Annotated in this window: 14 protein-coding genes; 9 read left to right on the plus strand and 5 right to left on the minus strand. The window is 61.9% G+C overall.

Translation table 11 applies throughout. The features are described from left to right. Positions 1-76 precede the first annotated feature (76 nt). Positions 77-2215: a methylmalonyl-CoA mutase gene (scpA, locus tag ATY77_RS07755; protein WP_088686818.1), complete on the plus strand. Its 2139-nt coding sequence runs from the start codon at positions 77-79 to the stop codon at positions 2213-2215. A gap of 1 nt (position 2216) precedes the next feature. Here scpA and ATY77_RS07760 read toward each other — a convergent pair whose 3' ends face one another. Beyond that, complete coding sequence (locus ATY77_RS07760; RefSeq protein ID WP_088686819.1) at positions 2217-3377, minus strand: fumarylacetoacetate hydrolase family protein; 1161 nt, start codon at positions 3375-3377, stop codon at positions 2217-2219. Between the two features lie 356 nt (positions 3378-3733). Here ATY77_RS07760 and ATY77_RS07765 point away from each other — a divergent pair, with 356 nt between their 5' ends. Genes ATY77_RS07765 through ATY77_RS07775 form a run of 3 tightly spaced genes read left to right on the plus strand, consistent with a single transcriptional unit; the run spans position 3734 to position 6266 of the window. Continuing rightward, the gene (locus ATY77_RS07765) at positions 3734-4744 is read left to right on the plus strand and encodes a Gfo/Idh/MocA family oxidoreductase (RefSeq protein WP_088686820.1); all 1011 of its coding nucleotides are present in this window, start codon (positions 3734-3736) and stop codon (positions 4742-4744) included. A gap of 10 nt (positions 4745-4754) precedes the next feature. Continuing rightward, entirely contained in the window at positions 4755-5852 is a 1098-nt protein-coding gene (locus tag ATY77_RS07770; protein WP_088686821.1) for a Gfo/Idh/MocA family oxidoreductase, read from the plus strand. An 18-nt stretch (positions 5853-5870) separates the two neighbouring features. After that, positions 5871-6266: a VOC family protein gene (locus tag ATY77_RS07775; protein WP_088686822.1), complete on the plus strand. Its 396-nt coding sequence runs from the start codon at positions 5871-5873 to the stop codon at positions 6264-6266. Between the two features lie 42 nt (positions 6267-6308). Here ATY77_RS07775 and ATY77_RS07780 read toward each other — a convergent pair whose 3' ends face one another. Continuing rightward, positions 6309-7229, minus strand: coding sequence for a helix-turn-helix domain-containing protein (locus ATY77_RS07780; RefSeq protein WP_088686823.1), 921 nt, complete (start codon positions 7227-7229; stop codon positions 6309-6311). Positions 7230-7315: 86 nt separating this feature from the next. Here ATY77_RS07780 and ATY77_RS07785 point away from each other — a divergent pair, with 86 nt between their 5' ends. The 5 genes from ATY77_RS07785 (at position 7316) to ATY77_RS07805 (ending at position 13503) form a co-directional block, all read left to right on the plus strand. Then, entirely contained in the window at positions 7316-8590 is a 1275-nt protein-coding gene (locus ATY77_RS07785; protein ID WP_088674759.1) for an extracellular solute-binding protein, read from the plus strand. 85 nt (positions 8591-8675) lie between these two features. Beyond that, entirely contained in the window at positions 8676-9536 is an 861-nt protein-coding gene (locus tag ATY77_RS07790) for a sugar ABC transporter permease (protein WP_088686824.1), read from the plus strand. Then, complete coding sequence (locus ATY77_RS07795) at positions 9533-10369, plus strand: carbohydrate ABC transporter permease (RefSeq protein ID WP_088686825.1); 837 nt, start codon at positions 9533-9535, stop codon at positions 10367-10369. The genes ATY77_RS07790 and ATY77_RS07795 overlap by 4 nt, the downstream gene beginning before the upstream one ends. A 13-nt stretch (positions 10370-10382) precedes the next feature. After that, on the plus strand, positions 10383-11465 hold the full coding sequence (gene ugpC, locus ATY77_RS07800) for a sn-glycerol-3-phosphate ABC transporter ATP-binding protein UgpC (protein ID WP_088686826.1): 1083 nt from the start codon (positions 10383-10385) through the stop codon (positions 11463-11465). 34 nt (positions 11466-11499) lie between these two features. Further along, positions 11500-13503 carry an aldo/keto reductase gene (locus ATY77_RS07805; protein ID WP_088686827.1) on the plus strand — a complete coding sequence of 668 codons (2004 nt, stop codon included), beginning with the start codon at positions 11500-11502 and terminating at the stop codon, positions 13501-13503. Positions 13504-13547: 44 nt separating this feature from the next. Here the strand turns inward: ATY77_RS07805 and cydX are convergent, their stop codons facing one another. The 3 genes from cydX to ATY77_RS07820 are packed head-to-tail and all read right to left on the minus strand — an operon-like array spanning position 13548 to position 16425. Further along, on the minus strand, positions 13548-13670 hold the full coding sequence (cydX, locus tag ATY77_RS07810) for a cytochrome bd-I oxidase subunit CydX (protein WP_040143024.1): 123 nt from the start codon (positions 13668-13670) through the stop codon (positions 13548-13550). A 13-nt stretch (positions 13671-13683) separates the two neighbouring features. Beyond that, the gene (gene cydB, locus ATY77_RS07815; RefSeq protein ID WP_088686828.1) at positions 13684-14838 is read right to left on the minus strand and encodes a cytochrome d ubiquinol oxidase subunit II; all 1155 of its coding nucleotides are present in this window, start codon (positions 14836-14838) and stop codon (positions 13684-13686) included. Between the two features lie 6 nt (positions 14839-14844). Beyond that, positions 14845-16425 carry a cytochrome ubiquinol oxidase subunit I gene (locus tag ATY77_RS07820; protein ID WP_088686829.1) on the minus strand — a complete coding sequence of 527 codons (1581 nt, stop codon included), beginning with the start codon at positions 16423-16425 and terminating at the stop codon, positions 14845-14847. Between the last annotated feature and the right edge of the window lie 61 nt (positions 16426-16486).

The following is a 16486-nucleotide window of genomic DNA, read 5'->3' on the forward strand; positions in this document are numbered from 1 at the left end:
CGAATTGTCCTAAGGCTGTATCGCATCAAGCGCCTGTGAAATGATAAGGTGCGGATGAAAAAGCCGGAGGAGACGCATGACGAAGAAGACGCTGTCGGATTGGGCGGAACTTGCGCAGAAGGAATTGCGCGCCGCGCCCGAAACGCTGACCTGGCAAACTCCGGAAGGCATTGCCGTCAAGCCGCTCTATACGGCTGGGGATATCGACGGCGCCGAACATCTCGGCTCGCTGCCGGGTTTTGCGCCCTTTACCCGCGGCCCGCGCGCGACCATGTATGCTGGGCGCCCCTGGACGATCCGCCAATATGCCGGCTTCTCGACGGCTGAGGCCTCGAACGCTTTCTACCGCAAGGCGCTGGCCGCCGGCCAGCAGGGCGTCTCCGTCGCCTTCGATCTCGCCACCCATCGCGGCTATGACAGTGATCACCCACGCGTCGAAGGCGATGTCGGCAAGGCGGGTGTGGCGATCGACAGCGTCGAGGACATGAAGATCCTGTTCGACGGCATTCCGCTGGAAAAGATCTCGGTCTCCATGACCATGAACGGCGCGGTCATCCCGATCCTCGCCTCCTTCATCGTCGCAGGTGAAGAACAAGGCGTTTCGCGATCCGACCTATCGGGCACGATCCAGAACGACATCCTCAAGGAGTTCATGGTCCGCAACACCTATATCTATCCGCCCGAACCCTCGATGCGGATCGTTGCCGACATCATAGAATACACGGCAAGGGAGATGCCGAAGTTCAATTCGATCTCCATCTCCGGCTATCACATGCAGGAGGCCGGAGCGACACTGGTGCAGGAACTCGCCTTCACGCTTGCCGACGGCCGCGAATATGTCAGCGCCGCCATCGCCAAAGGCCTCGATATCGACGATTTCGCCGGCAGGCTCTCCTTCTTCTTCGCGATCGGCATGAACTTCTTCATGGAAGCCGCGAAACTGCGCGCCGCCCGGCTGCTCTGGACCCGCATCATGGAGGAGTTCCAGCCGAAGAAGGCATCCTCGCTGATGCTGCGCACCCATTGCCAGACCTCCGGCGTCTCGTTGCAGGAACAGGACCCCTATAACAACATCATCCGCACCGCCTTCGAGGCGATGTCGGCCGTGCTTGGCGGTACGCAGTCGCTGCACACCAATTCCTTCGACGAGGCGATCGCGCTGCCGACGGAATTTTCCGCCCGCATCGCCCGCAATACGCAGTTGATCCTTCAGCACGAAACCGGCGTGACCAAGGTGGTTGATCCTCTCGCCGGCTCCTATTATGTCGAGAGCCTGACGAAGGAACTCGCCGACAAGGCCTGGGCGCTGATCGAGGAGGTCGAGGCCCTCGGCGGCATGACGAAAGCCGTCAACGAGGGCTTGCCTAAACGGCTGATCGAGGAGGCCGCGACCCGCCGCCAGGCGGCGGTCGACAAGGGCGAAGAAGTCATCGTCGGCGTCAACAAATACCGCTTGGAGACCGAGCAGGAAATCGACATCCTGGCGATCGACAATGCCGCCGTGCGCAGCGCGCAGGTCAGGCGGATCGAGAACACCAAGCGGCGTCGCGATGGCGCAAAGGCCGCCGATGCGCTTGCCGCACTTTCCGAAATTGCTCGCAGCGGCAAGGGCAATCTGCTCGCAGCAGCCGTCGAGGCGGCGCGCGCCCGCGCCACCGTCGGCGAAATCTCCGACGCGATGCGGCAGGCCTTCGGCGATCATGCGGCAACGCCCGAGGTGATCAAGGATGTCTATGGCGATGCCTATAGAAGCGAGCCGGAACTTGCCGTGCTCAAGACCCGCATGGCGGAGGTGACCGATGCCATGGGGCATCGGCCGAAGATCATGGTCGCCAAGCTCGGCCAGGATGGCCACGACCGCGGCGCCAAGGTAATCGCCTCGGCCTTCGGCGATATCGGCTTCGATGTGCTTGCCGGACCGCTCTTCCAGACACCTGATGAGGCCGCCCGGATGGCGCTCGGTCAAAAGGTCAACGTCGTCGGCGTTTCATCGCTCGCAGCCGGCCACAAGACGCTGCTGCCGCAGTTGATCGACAGCCTGAAGGCGCAGGGCGGGGGCGAAATTATCGTCGTCTGCGGCGGCGTCATCCCGCGGCAGGATTATGAATTCCTGCATGAGCACGGCGTTGCCGCCGTGTTCGGTCCGGGCACAAACGTTCTGGAGGCCGCGAACTCCGTGCTCGATCTGCTGCAGGGCAGGCGGCGAAACCAGTAAGTTAAAGCAGCCCGCGCTTTGCGAGATTCCCCATCAACGCCGATATGCCGAATGTCCAGGGCGGGCATTCGGTGGAGAGGCGCACGGTGTTGACGAGTGCACCGAGACCTGCCGAGGAAATCTCGACGACATCGCCGATCTTGTGGGTGAAGCCCTGCTTCGGCGCTTCGCGATCCTGTGTCGGCGCAAACAATGTGCCGAGAAAGAGCATGAAACCGTCAGGATATTGATGATGGCGGCCGAGCGTCTGCTTGACGAGGTCGGTCGGATCGCGGCTGATCTGCGACATCGAGCTCTTGCCGTTGAGCACAAAACCGTCCTCGCCTGTGACCTTCAGGTCAAGCTCGGCCCTGCGCACGTCATCCAGGCCGTAACCGGCGTCGAACAGGCGGATGAAGGGGCCGATCGAGCAGGAGGCGTTGTTGTCCTTGGCCTTGCCGAGCAGGAGCGCCGAGCGGCCCTCGACGTCGCGCAGGTTGACGTCGTTGCCGAGCGTCACGCCCTTAATCTCACCGCGGCTGTTGACCGCCAGCACGATTTCCGGCTCGGGATTGTTCCAGGTGGAGATCGGATGCAGGCCGACATCAGCGCCCCAACCGACCGAGGAGAGCACCGGCGCCTTGGTGAAGACCTCGGCATCCGGGCCGATGCCGACTTCGAGATATTGCGACCACATGCCCTCATCGATCAGGGCCTGCTTGACCTTGGCCGCCTCGGGCGAGCCGGCCTTGAGATTGGCGAGGCTGCCGCCGATCAGCGCGCGGACGCGTTCGCGGATCGAGGCGGCGCGATCGGGATTCCCGGCTGCCTTCTCCTCGATGACGCGCTCGATCATCGATTGGGCGAAGGTGACGCCACAGGCCTTGACCGCCTGCAGGTCGGCGGGCGCAAGCAGATAGGGGCGTGCGGTATCCGGCGCTCCTTTGCTGTTGGCGGCGACCTCCTCCAGCAAGCCGATCGCCTTGCCGTTTGCGGCGCGGACGAAGCCTGCGGCATCCTGCTTTTCGAGCAAGTTGCTCAGCGTCGGTGCCTCGCGCGAGGTAATGTCGATCAGCACCCCCTCACGAAGCGTCACGATGCTCGGGCCGGCAGCCTCAGGGCTCCAGACGCGGCCGACAAACAGACCACCCGAAGCGGCGGCATCGAGAAGGGGATGAGACATGGTGATCCTCCGTCACAGGCAAGCGGGGAGCGCTCTTTGAAAATTTTCGAAGTCATTGCCGCCCTCCAGCCCGGCGGCGGCCGAAATCGATCACATTCATGGAGATCGGGCAAGATACGCCGGGGAAAAAGACTTTCGCCCGATCGGATCGAAACGCGGATCTCCAATCGTACGTGCGGCAAAATAACTATTTAGATACAAAATAATCGTTATTTTTCACATGCTTAATCTGGCGCCTGGGCGATTTCACCGCTGTTCTCGCCTTGACAGGAGCCAGCTTTCGTTATCTGTTTTGGCCGAAATAGAGGATGCCGGCTTGGCCGGTGCCAGGAAAATCCCGGGAGGATATTGCAGCGATGTTGAGATTTGCCGTCGTCGGAATCGACCATGGGCATACGTTCGATCATGTGAAGGGATTGCTCGCCGCCGGCGGCGAGTTCGTCGGCTATTGCCCGCAGACCTCCGTGCCGGCACTGCGGGAGGCCTTTGAAAAGACCTATCCCGACGCGCCGCAGATCGACCGGGAGAAGCTGTTCGACGATCCGTCGATCGATATCATCTGCATTTCGGCCATCCCGCGCGATCGCGCCGGCCTTGCCATCCGCGCAATGAAAGCCGGCAAGGATGTGATGACCGACAAGCCTGGTGTTACGACCTTCGCCCAGCTCGAAGAGGTCAAGCGCACCGTCGCCGAAACCGGCAAGATCTTTTCCATCTGCTTTTCCGAGCGCCATTGCGTGCGCTCCGCGGTCAAGGCCGGCAAGCTGGTCAGGGAAGGCGCGATCGGCAAGGTGATCCAGACGCTCGGCGTCGGTCCGCACCGGCTGCAATTGCCGACCCGGCCGGACTGGTTTTTCGATCCGGAATATTTCGGCGGCATCATCGTCGATATCGCCTCCCATCAGGTCGATCAGTTCCTGTTCTATACCGGCTCGACCGCAGGCGAAGTCATCGCCAGCTCGATCGGCAATTTTGGCATGCCCGACAAACCCGCCTTCCAGGATTTCGGCGAAGTGCTGCTGCGCTCGGACAGGGCGGCAGGTTACGTCCGCGTCGACTGGTTCACGCCGGAGGCGCTGTCGACCTGGGGTGACGGACGCCTGACCATCCTCGGCACCGAGGGCTATATCGAGCTGCGCAAATATATCGATATCGCCGGCCGGCCGGGTAAGGATCACCTCTTCCTCGTCAACGGCAAGGAGATGACCCACATCGATTGCAGCGACGAAAAGCTCGATTATTTCGATGCTTTCACCGCCGACGTCGGCAATCGCACGCAGACGGCGATGACGCAGGATCACGTTTTCGAAGTCTGCCGCCTTTCGCTCGAAGCCCAGACGAAAGCCGCGCGCATCGGCGCTCGCTGAGGAGGATATCATGACGAGAAAATTACGCGTCGGCGTCATCGGCGCAGGCATCGCCGCGCGGCATCTAACCGGCTTCGGCTGGAACAAGGATCTCTTCGAAGTTCCGGTGCTCTGCTCGCTCGACGAGGATCGCGGCAAGGCGCTCTGCGAGGAATTCGCCATCGGCGAATATACGCAGGATGCGGAATCGCTGTTTGCCCGTGACGACCTTGATATCATCGACATTTCGACGCCGCCGAGCTCGCATTTCGAGCTTTGCCGCAAGGGCATCGAATCCGGCAAGCACGTGATCTGCGAAAAGCCGCTCTTCGGTTCGATCGCCGAGGTCGACGAGATGGAGCGCATCCTCGCCCGCTTCCCCGGCAGGAAGCTGATGCCGATCTTCCAGTATCGCTACGGCTCCGGCCTGCAGAAGCTGAAGCTGCTGATCGAGCAAGGCCTTGCCGGCAAGCCGTTCCTGACGACGATCGAGACGCATTGGTGGCGCGGCCCGGATTATTATGCCGTGCCGTGGCGCGGCAAATGGGCGACCGAGCTCGGCGGCGGTCTTCTCGGCCACGCCATCCACGCCCATGACATGCTGAACTATGTGCATGGCCCCTGCGCCGAGGTGTTCTCCTATGGCGCCACCCTGGTCAATCCGATCCAGGTCGAGGATACGGCGGCCCTTTCGGTGAAGATGCAGAACGGCTCGCTGGCAACGCTGTCGATGACGCTCGGCTCGCGCAAGGAGATCTCGCGGCTGCGTTTTTGCTTCAACGACCTCGTCGCCGAAAGTATCATCGAACCTTATACGATGGGCCGTGATCCGTGGACGTTCGTCGCCGGGACAGAGGAACATCAGGTGCGGATCGATGAGGCGCTCGCTGGCTACGTGCCCACCGAGGATGGCTACACCCGCCAGTTCGAACTCTTCCACAAGGCAATCGTCGAGGATACCGACCCGCCGGTGACGCTGCAGGATGCCCGCAATTCGCTGGAACTGGTGACGGCCGCTTATTTCTCGCAGCGCACCGGGCAGCCGACGCCGATGCCGATCGCCGCAGATCATCCGCTCTACCGCTCCTGGCTTCCGGAGGAGGAACGGCGCGCGGCCGCGAACGTCTGAGCAGGGGAGGGCACTTCCATGCCGAAATCCTTTGAGCATGTCGGCATGACCGTCAGCGATATGAACCGCACCGTCGATTTCTACTGCGGCCTGCTCGGCCTGCGCCTCAATCTGCGCAGGAAGATGGCCGACGGCTCCGAGGTCGCCTTTCTCGATGCCGGTGGCGGCATGCTGGAGATTTTCGCGCCGGCCGGCGGCGCGGCAAGGGCGGTGGATGTGCCTGATGGTATGGCCGGTCTGCGCCATCTGACGTTCCTGTTCGAAAGCGTCGATGAGACCTTCGCCCGGCTGGAGAAGGCCGGCGTCGAGATCAAGGAACGGCCGCGCCTCGCGATCAATGCCGAGGTGCTCCACAAGGTTGCCTTCCTGCGCGACCCAGACGGCATCCAGATCGAGCTCGCCGAGAAAAAGTAAGCCGATGCTTGCCATCCGCCGGCAAGCTCTTCTGGCTCACATCTAGTTCCGGAAGGCGTCGGCGGAGATCGTCGTCACCAGCCTGATATCGCGGCGGAAATCGGATGGCGACATGCCGGCGATGTGGCGGAAGGATTTGTTGAAGGCGCTGATCGAGCCGAAGCCGCTGTCCATCGCGACCTGCAGCACATTGGCGCCTTCGCTCATCAGCATCGCCTGGGCGCGCGACAGCCTGAGCAGCGTCACATATTTGCTGAGCGTCATGCCGGTCGACCGTTTGAACAGGTTCATCGCATATTTCGGATGCAGGTCGGCGGCGCGGGCAATATCGACCGAATCGATGTCCTGCAGGAAATTGGCGGCGATGAAATCGCACATGCGCGCGACGCTGCGCGAGGAGTTCGGATGCGGCTGGTCGCCTTCCAGGCTGACTGTCGCCTTCGATGTCGTCATCGAATAGGGTTCGAGTGCGATGCGCTCGATGCGCAGCAGTAATTCATCGACGGCGTGCTGGGCCTTGGCGGAATCGCCGGACTTGGCATAACGGAACCAGCGGGCGAAATTCTCGTTGTCGGCGGCATCGGTTGCCGAGGTCAGCAGCGTCTCGCCCTTCATCAGCCGGCTGGAAATGCTGATCGGCAGACGCAGCCGGAAGAAATAGATGAGCGGCAGATGCGCGCCGGCATAGAGCGAATCATCCGAGGATTCGTCCATCTGATGCGGCTGACCGCCCCAGAAGAGGCACATTTCGCCAGCGTTCAACCGGAATTCGTGGTCGCTCATCCGATAGTGAACTGTGCCGCGCATGACGTAGTTGACCTCGACCTGCGCATGCCAGTGCGGCATGGCCATGACGAGCGGATGGGCATGGAACATCTGCAGCGCGGTCGGTGAGCCTTCGATGCTGCTCGCGCCGGGCCGATAGATTGCACTCGTGCCGATCTTACTTTCCGCCAAATCCATATTCCCTTTTTAGGAGACAGCCGCTCCCTTGCGGATAGTCTAACCGCGTTCGTGAAAGATCGGCAATTGAAAAGGGAGGATTTTCAATGCGCTTCAAACTTCTTGCTGCGACCGCAGCTGTCGCACTGCTCGCTTCCGGCTCCGCCTTCGCGCAGTCGGCCAACCTGACCATCTGGAGCTGGAATGTCGCCGCGTCGGCATTGAAATCCACGCTGCCCGGCTTCAACAAGCAGTTTCCCGATATCAAGATCACCGTGGAGGACCTTGGAAACAGCCAGGTGTTCGACAAGACGCTTGCGGCCTGCGCTGCCGGCGGCGACGGCTTGCCCGACATCGTCAGCATCGAGAATTTCGAAGCTGAAATCTTCTGGAGCCGTTTCCCAGACTGCTTCGCCAATCTGAAGGAGCTTGGCTATACGCCCGAGATCCAGGCGAAATTCCCCGACTTCAAACGCACCGAGCTTGAAGTCGGCGACGTCGCTTACGCCATGCCGTGGGATTCCGGCCCGGTCGCCGTCTTCTATCGCCGCGACCTCTACGAAAAGGCCGGCGTCGATCCGAGCACGATCAGCACTTGGGACGATTTCATCGCTGCCGGCAAGAAGATCTCCGCCGCCAATCCCGGTGTCGTCATGGCGCAGGCCGATTTCAACGGCGACAGCGAATGGTTCCGCATGATCGCCAACGAGCAGGGCTGCGGCTATTTCTCGACCGACGGCCAGAACATCACCATCAACCAGCCGGCCTGCGTCGCCTCGCTGCAAAAGGTGAAGGAGATGAAGGACGCCGGCACGCTGACATCGGCCAACTGGGACGAAAAGATTCAGGCCAATACCGCCGGCAAGGCAGCAAGCCAGCTCTATGGCGGCTGGTATGAAGGCACCGTTCGCTCGACCTCGCCCGATCTCAAGGGCAAGTGGGGCGTCTACAAAATGCCGAGCCTGACCGCCGACGGTCCGCATGCGGCCAATCTCGGCGGTTCGTCGCTCGCCATCTCCGCGACCTCCGCAAATAAGGAAGCAGCCTGGAAATTCGTCAACTACGCCCTCGGTACCAATGAGGGCCAGGTTACCATGCTGAAGGAATTCGGCCTGGTTCCGTCGCTGCTTTCGGCCGAGAAGGATCCCTTCGTCAATGAGCCGCAGCCCTATTGGGGCGGCCAGAAGGTCTGGGCCGATATCCTGGCGACGCTGCCGAAGATCGTGCCGAGCCGCGGCACCGCCTTCCAGAGCGATGCCGAAGCCATCTTCAAGGCGACGCAGACGAAGTTCTTCGCTGGCGGCTACCCCGATGCGAAGGCGGCGCTCGACGACGCCGCCAACCAGATCGCCTCGGCGACCGGTCTTCCGATCGCACAATGAATGACGATGCCGGGCGCTTGATGCGCCCGGCTTTCCCGGCTTGCAACGCGGCCAGTCATTCGTTCGTTCGAGAGGAGGAGGCTCGATGCCGTTCAGAACCCGGAGCGCCTATGCGTTCCTCGCCCCCTATCTGCTTGTTTTCGCCACCTTCTGGGTCTGGCCGATCATCGATTCGTTCCTGATTTCCTTTCAGAACACCCGCATCAACCCGTGGAAATTCAGTTTTCAAGCCAATTGGGGCCGGCTCTTCTACGACCCGGCCTTCTATAACGCGCTTTACAACACGCTGATCATCCTGCTGATCCAGGTGCCCGTGATGATCGCGCTGGCGACGGTCATGGCCGTCATGCTCAATTCGCCGCTTCTGAAAGCGCGCCCGCTTTTCCGCTTCGCCTTCTTCGCGCCCGTCGTCGTCGGTGAAGTCGCCTATGCCGCGGTGTTCCGGCTGATGTTCAGCCTCGATTTCGGCATCATCAACAAGCTGATCTCCGCCGTCGGCTTGAGCCCGGTTTCCTGGTTCGACAATGCGAATGCCGCCATGGCGCTGATCATCCTCGCCGTCACGTGGCGTTGGGCCGGCTACAACGCCATCATCATCCTCGCCGGGCTGCAATCGATTCCCGAGGATGTCTATGAGGCGGCGACGCTCGACCGCGTGAGCAAGGTGCAGCAATTCTTCCACATCACGCTGCCGCTGTTGAAACCGATTATTCTCTTCTGCGTCGTGCTTTCGGTGATCGGAACCATGCAGCTCTTCACCGAGCCCTTCCTCATCACCAATCGCGGCGGCCCGGGCGGCGGCACCGAGACCCTCGGCCTCTTCCTCTACCGCCAGGGCTTCACCTCGCTGAACTTCGGCTATGCCTCGGCGATCGCCTATACGATGGCGGCCCTTGCCGTGGTCATCTCACTTCTCAATCTCTGGGTCGGGAGAGATCCGAAATGAAATCCAGGTCGCAATCCCTCCTCCTGCGCCAGATCGCGCTGCACGCCGTGCTGGCGCCGCTCGCGGTGATCTGGCTGTTTCCGCTCTGGATGATGTTCGTGTTCTCGACCATGCCCGACAACGGCATCTTCAGCCCGAAGATCGTCCTCTGGCCATCGACCAACTTCATCGAGAATTTCAAGAACCTGCAGGCCGACACCGATTTCATCGGCGCGATGGTGATCTCCGTCGGCGTCGCGATCATCTACACTTTCCTCTCGGTGCTGTTGACTTCGATGGCGGGCTGGGCACTGGCACGTTACCGTTTCGTCGGCCGCACCGTCGTCATCGCCATCATCATCGGCACGATCACGCTTCCCTTCTCCGTGGTCGTCATCCCGCAATTCATCATGGTGGCGCGCGAGTTCAAGCTGGCAAACACCTGGGTGGCGCTGATCGTGCCACCGCTGTTCAATTCGCTCGGCGTGCTGTTCATGCGGCAATCCTTCTCGATGATGCCGGGCGAGCTTTTCGACGCGGCACGGGTCGAAGGCGTCAAGGAATGGCAGATCTTCCTGCGCATCGCCCTGCCGCTCGCAAGCCCCACCATGGCGGCGCTCGCGATCATTCTCTTCCTCGCCTCATGGAACAACTACCTCTGGCCGCTGCTCATCAATTCCAAACCGGGGATGATGACGGCGCCGGTGGCATTGGGAACGCTGATCGGCCTGACCAAGGTTTCCTGGGGCGGCATCATGGCAGGGGCAGTGCTGCTGACGGCACCGATCCTCGTCGTGTTCGTCGCTCTGCAGCGTTATTTCATCGCCGGCATCGCGGCCGGCGCAATCAAGTAATCGGGGAGGCCGCATGGCGGAGCTTTCACTCAGCAATATCGTCAAGCGCTTCGGCGGCTTCGAGATCATTCACGGCGCCAATCTGGAGGTGAAGGACGGCGAATTCGTCGTCTTCGTCGGCCCCTCGGGCTGCGGCAAGTCCACGCTCTTGCGGATGATCGCGGGCCTCGAGGATATTACAGCAGGCGAGCTTCGGATCGGCGGCAGGGTCGTCAACGACGTCGAGCCGGCCGACCGCGGCATCGCCATGGTCTTCCAGTCCTATGCGCTCTATCCGCACCTGACCGTCGAGGAAAACCTGAGCTTCGGCCTGCGCATGAACGGCAATCCGAAGGCGGATACCGAGCGGCGCGTACGCCATGTCGCCGACATCCTGCAGATCACCGAGCTGATGAAGCGGCGGCCGAAGCAGCTTTCTGGCGGCCAGCGCCAGCGCGTCGCGATCGGCCGCGCCATCGTCCGCGAACCGGAGGTCTTCCTGTTCGACGAGCCTTTGTCCAACCTCGACGCCGAACTCCGTGTACAGATGCGCGTCGAAATCTCGAGGCTGCACAAGCAGCTCGGCACGACGATGATCTACGTCACCCATGACCAGACCGAAGCGATGACACTGGCCGACAAGATCGTCGTGCTGCGGGCCGGCAATATCGAGCAGATCGGCGCGCCGCTCGATCTCTACGACGATCCCGCCAACCAGTTCGTCGCCGGCTTCGTCGGCTCGCCGAAGATGAATTTCCTGAAGGCCGTCGTGGTCGAGACGCAGCCGGGCAGGGCGGTGATCGCGCTTGAAAGCGATGCCAATACGCGCCTGTCGCTTCCCGTCGCCGATCCCGTCCAAGCAGGCGCCAAGGTGACGCTCGGCATCCGCCCCGAGCATTTCGTCGATGCCGGCATGGGCGATGCCGATCTCACAGTCGCCATCGATGTTGCCGAACACCTCGGCAATACCAGCTACATCTATGCCGCCATCGGCGGCGAGCAGCTGATCATCGAGCGGCCGGAATCGCGCACCGCCGGCAACCGCGAGACCCTGACCGTCGGCCTTCCCGCCAGCCGCACATTCCTTTTCGACGGCGCCGGCAAACGGCTTCGCTGAACCCATCCCAGGCAGAAAGACGAAAGAGGATTCCATGACTTCCGATCAACCTACCCGCTGGGGCATCATCGGCCCCGGCACCATCGCCCGCACCTTTGCAGACGGCGTCGCCCATTCGCGCACCGGCAAACTGGTGGCGATCGCCACCCGCAATCCTTCCAAGCCTGGACTTGCCGAAAACTTCCCCGGCGCCCGCATCGTCAATGGCTACGAGGCGCTGCTTACCGACCCCGAAGTGGACGCGGTCTATATCTCCGTGCCCCATACCGGCCATGCCGAATGGGCGATCAAGGCCGCGCGCGCCGGCAAGCATATCCTTGTGGAAAAGCCGATTGCACTTTCGGCCTATGATGCCGAGGCCGTATACTACGAAGCCAAGAAGGCCGGCGTCTTTGCCGGCGAAGCCTTCATGTACCGCGTGCATCCGCAGACGGAAAAGCTGGTCGAACTCGTCAAGAGCGGCGTCATCGGCACGCTCCGCATTATCCGCTCGAGCTTCGGCTTCAACATGGGCAGCTACCGGCCGGAGCACCGGCTTTTCGCCAATGACACGGCAGGCGGCGGTATTCTCGATGTCGGCGGCTACCCGGTCTCGATGGCGCGGCTGATCGCCGGCGCGGCGGAAGGCAAAGCCTTCCTCGAACCGGAGAAGGTTTCGGGCGTCGCCCATCTCGGAGAGAGCGGCGTCGACGAATGGGCTTCCGCGGTGCTGAAGTTCCCGAACGAGATCATCGCCGAAGTTTCCTGCTCGATCATGGCCCAGCAGGACAACGTGCTGCGCATTATCGGTTCCGAAGGCCGGATCGAGGTGGCGGACTTCTGGTTCGCCTCCGGCCACAAGGGCGGCGTCGGTAAGATCGAGATCTTCAAGGGCGGCAAACAGGAGACCGTCGAGATCAAGGAAGATCGCTGGCTCTATTCCTTCGAGGCGGATGCGGCGGGCGATGCCATCCGCGCCGGCAAGACGGAGTTCAGCACTCCCGGCATGAGCTGGGCGGATTCGATCGGGAACCTGCGGGTGCTCGACCAATGGCGCGCCTCGGTCGGTCTCGAATACGGCGTCGAGAAGGCGGTAAAGCGCACGGCCAACATTGCCGGCGGCACGGTCACGCACGGCAGCAGCATTCCGAAGCGCCAGATTCCAGGCATCTCCAAGCCGGCCTCGGTCGTGACACTCGGCTTCGAGTTCTTCCCGAACTTTGCGTCGGCCTCGCTGACGCTCGACGCCTTCTACGAGGCCGGCGGCAACGCCTTCGACACGGCCTATGTCTATGGGGCCGGCAAGACAGAGACGATCTTCGGCGACTGGCATACGAGCCGCAAGGTGCCGCGCGAGGAGATCGTGCTGATCGGCAAGGGCGCGCATTCGCCGCTCTGCTATCCCGACATGATCGCCAAGCAGCTCGATCAGTCGCTCGCCCGCCTGAAGACCGACTATGTCGACATCTATTTCATGCATCGCGACAATACCGACGTGCCCGTCGGAGAATTCGTCGATGCCATGGATGCCGAGGTCAAGCGCGGCCGCATCCGCGGCATCTTCGGCGGTTCGAACTGGACACGCGCACGTTTCGACGAGGCGATCGCCTATGCCGAAAAATCAGGCAAGGCCGCACCTGCGGCACTCTCCAACAACTTCTCGCTCGCCGAGATGCTGGATCCGATCTGGGCCGGCTGCGTCGCCGCCTCCGACGACGACTGGAAGAAATGGCTGAACGAGAAGCAGATCCCGAACTTCGCCTGGTCCAGCCAGGGCCGCGGCTTCTTTACCGACCGGGCCGGCCGCGACAAGAAGGACGACGAGGAGATCGTGCGCGTCTGGTATTCCGAACGCAATTTCGGACGCCGCGACCGCGCCATCGAGCTTGCCAACAAGCTCGGCCGCAATCCGATCCACATCGCGCTTGCCTATGTCATCGCCCAACCCTTCCCGGTCATTCCGCTGATCGGACCGCGAACCGTCGCCGAGCTGGAAGACAGCCTCTCGGCACTCGACATCCGGCTGACGCCCGATCAGGTGAAGTGGCTGGAAGGCTGATAAAAGAAGAAAGGGCGCGGCTCGAAACCGCGCCCTTTCCATATTTACTTCAGCGTTTCGGACGCCTTCTTCTTGGCGGCGTCGTCCATCAGCTCATACCACATGGCGTTGAGGACGGCGAAGGCGGCTGCCAGCGGCAGGCCAAGGATCCATGCGAAATACCACATCGTTTCGTCTCCCTCAGTAGGCGTGGCTATTCTTGTCGGTGACCGACTTCTCGTCCACCTTGCCCCACAAAACCTTGTAGACCCAGGCCGTGTAGGCGACGATGATCGGCAGGAAGATCACCGTCACGACAAGCATGATGAACAGCGTCAAATGGCTGGAGGATGCATCCCAGACCGTCAGGCTCGACCGCGGATCGAGCGAGGAGGGCAGGATGAACGGGAACATCGCCAGACCGACCGTGGAGATGATGCCCAGTATCGCCACCTTGCTGAAGATGAGCGTCGTCACCTCGCGCCTTGCCCGCATGGCGAGAAAGGCCAGTGCCGCGCCGGCAAAGCCGAGGACGGGCGCCACGATCATCCAGGGATGGGCGCTGTAATTGGTAAGCCATGCGCCGTTCTCGATCGCCACGCTCTTCAGCAGCGGGTTGGACGGCCCGATCGAGCTGATATCGCTGGTGATGCGATAGCCGCCGACGCCGATCCACAGGAAGAGGCCGCCGAGGGCAAAGAGCACGATGGCGGCAAGGGCGGCGATACTGCCATAGCTTCTCGCTCGCTCCGCCACCGGCCCGCTCGCCTTCAGGACCAGCCAGGCCGCACCATGCATCGTCAGCATGGCGACGGACAACAGGCCGCAGAGCAGGGCATAAGGGTTGAGCAAAGCGAAGAACGAGCCTTCGTAGAAGATCCGCATATCGTCGGCAAAGCGGAAGGGCACGCCCTGCAGCACGTTGCCGACAGCAACGCCGAAGATCAGCGCCGGCACGAAGCCGCCGATGAAAAGTGCCCAGTCCCAGCCGTTTCGCCAACGGACGCTTTCCCGTTTCGACCGGTATTTGAAGCCGACCGGGCGCAGGATGAGCGCGAAGAGGATCGCAAACATGGCGAGATAGAAGCCCGAGAAGGAAACCGCATAGAGCGGCGGCCAGGCGGCGAAGATGGCGCCGCCGCCGAGGATCAGCCAGACCTGGTTGCCCTCCCAGGTGGCTCCGATCGTGTTGATCGCCACGCGCCGCTCCGCATCAGTCTTGGCGACAAAGGGCAGAAGCATGCCGACGCCGAGATCGAAGCCGCCTGTCGTTGCAAAAGCGATCAATATCACGCCGAGCAGCAGCCACCAGATGAGGCGCAGGGTTTCATAGTCGATGAGTTCGTGAAGGATCATGGCAGGTCACTCCGCGGCTGGGACGAGAGTTTCGGATATCAGGACGGCTTCCGGCTCGTCGTCCGGTTCCGGTCCCTGCCTGATCGCCTTGATCATCAGGCTCATCTCGATGACGATCAGCACCGTGTAGAGTGCTGCAAAACCGATGATCGTCAAAAGCACGGTGCCGGCGCCGAGGCTGGAGACGGCGGCAGCCGTCGGCAGCACGCCTTCGATCACCCAGGGCTGGCGGCCGAATTCCGCGACGACCCAGCCAAGCTCGATGGCGACCCAGGGAAGCGGGATCGCCAATACGGCAATCCGCAGAAGCAGCGGATACTTGTCGAGATGGCGGCGCGCCGACAGCCAGAAGAAGGTCGCGGTCAGCAGGATGAAGAAGATGCCGAGACCGACCATGATGCGGAAGGACCAGAAGAGTGTCGGCACATGCGGGATGGTATCGCGCGCCGCCTGCGCGATCTGCGCGTCGGTCGCCTGGCGCGGATCGTCGACGTAGCGCTTCAGAAGAAGCGCGTAGCCGAGATCATGGCCGAGATCTTCGAAGGAGCTGCGCACTTCCTGGGCGACCTGGTCCTGCGCGGGCGCCGCACGGATCTGCATCAGCGCGTCATAGGCCTTGATGCCGTCGCGGATGCGGACCTCGGCCTGCTGTTCGAGCTTGTCGATGCCGGGGATCTCGGTCGTCAGCGACCGCGTGCCGATCAGACCCATCACCCAGGGGATATGCACGGCAAAATGCGTCTCGCGCGCTTCCTGATCGGGGAAGCCGAAGGCGGTGAAGGCGGCGGGCGCCGGCTCCGTCTTCCACATGCCCTCGATCGCGGCAAGCTTCATCTTCTGGTTTTCGGTGGCGAGATAACCGCTCTCGTCGCCGAGCACGACGACCGAGAGCGCCGAGGCCAGGCCGAAGGAGGCGGCGACCGTCATCGAGCGCTTGGCAAGCTCGATATGTCTCCCCTTCAGCACGTACCAGGCGGAGACGCCGAGCACGAAGATCGAGGCGCAGACATAACCAGCCGATACTGTATGGACGAATTTCGCCTGGGCGACCGGATTGAAGACGACGTCGAAGAAGCTGGTGATCTCCATGCGCATCGTCTGCGGATTGAGCGCCGATCCCACCGGGTTCTGCATCCAGCCATTGGCGATGAGTATCCAGAGCGCAGAGAAGTTCGAGCCCAGCGCCACCGCCCAGGTGGCGACGAGATGGCCGACCTTCGACAGCTTGTCCCAGCCGAAGAAGAACAGGCCGACGAAGGTCGCCTCCAGGAAGAAGGCCATCAGGCCTTCTATCGCCAGCGGGGCGCCGAAGATGTCGCCGACATAATAGCTGTAATAGCTCCAGTTCATGCCGAACTGGAATTCCATGACGATGCCTGTGGCGACGCCGAGCACGAAATTGATGCCGAACAGCGTGCCCCAGAACTTCGTCATCTGCCGCCAGATCTGGCGGCCGGTCATGACATAGACGGTTTCCATGATCGCCAGGAGCACGGACAAGCCGAGCGTCAGCGGTACGAACAGGAAGTGGTAAAGGGCGGTCAGCGCGAATTGGAAGCGCGATAGCGCAACGATATCTAGTTCCATTGTCTTTCTCCCACGGTCCCACGGGGTACGGAGCGTTCCTCAACGCCGGATGGCGGTTGAG

Source organism: Rhizobium sp. R634 (assembly GCF_002211305.1).
In the GTDB taxonomy this organism is placed as follows: domain Bacteria; phylum Pseudomonadota; class Alphaproteobacteria; order Rhizobiales; family Rhizobiaceae; genus Rhizobium.

Coding starts and splice junctions, on each gene's coding strand:
- ATY77_RS07805 (WP_088686827.1), top strand. CDS start 11,500: ATGACTTCCGATCAACCTACCCGCTGGGGCATCATCGGCCCCGGCACC.
- cydB (WP_088686828.1), bottom strand. CDS start 14,838: ATGATCCTTCACGAACTCATCGACTATGAAACCCTGCGCCTCATCTGG.
- ugpC (WP_088686826.1), top strand. CDS start 10,383: ATGGCGGAGCTTTCACTCAGCAATATCGTCAAGCGCTTCGGCGGCTTC.
- ATY77_RS07775 (WP_088686822.1), top strand. CDS start 5,871: ATGCCGAAATCCTTTGAGCATGTCGGCATGACCGTCAGCGATATGAAC.
- ATY77_RS07760 (WP_088686819.1), bottom strand. CDS start 3,377: ATGTCTCATCCCCTTCTCGATGCCGCCGCTTCGGGTGGTCTGTTTGTC.
- ATY77_RS07770 (WP_088686821.1), top strand. CDS start 4,755: ATGACGAGAAAATTACGCGTCGGCGTCATCGGCGCAGGCATCGCCGCG.
- cydX (WP_040143024.1), bottom strand. CDS start 13,670: ATGTGGTATTTCGCATGGATCCTTGGCCTGCCGCTGGCAGCCGCCTTC.
- ATY77_RS07780 (WP_088686823.1), bottom strand. CDS start 7,229: ATGGATTTGGCGGAAAGTAAGATCGGCACGAGTGCAATCTATCGGCCC.
- ATY77_RS07790 (WP_088686824.1), top strand. CDS start 8,676: ATGCCGTTCAGAACCCGGAGCGCCTATGCGTTCCTCGCCCCCTATCTG.
- ATY77_RS07785 (WP_088674759.1), top strand. CDS start 7,316: ATGCGCTTCAAACTTCTTGCTGCGACCGCAGCTGTCGCACTGCTCGCT.
- ATY77_RS07795 (WP_088686825.1), top strand. CDS start 9,533: ATGAAATCCAGGTCGCAATCCCTCCTCCTGCGCCAGATCGCGCTGCAC.
- ATY77_RS07765 (WP_088686820.1), top strand. CDS start 3,734: ATGTTGAGATTTGCCGTCGTCGGAATCGACCATGGGCATACGTTCGAT.
- ATY77_RS07820 (WP_088686829.1), bottom strand. CDS start 16,425: ATGGAACTAGATATCGTTGCGCTATCGCGCTTCCAATTCGCGCTGACC.
- scpA (WP_088686818.1), top strand. CDS start 77: ATGACGAAGAAGACGCTGTCGGATTGGGCGGAACTTGCGCAGAAGGAA.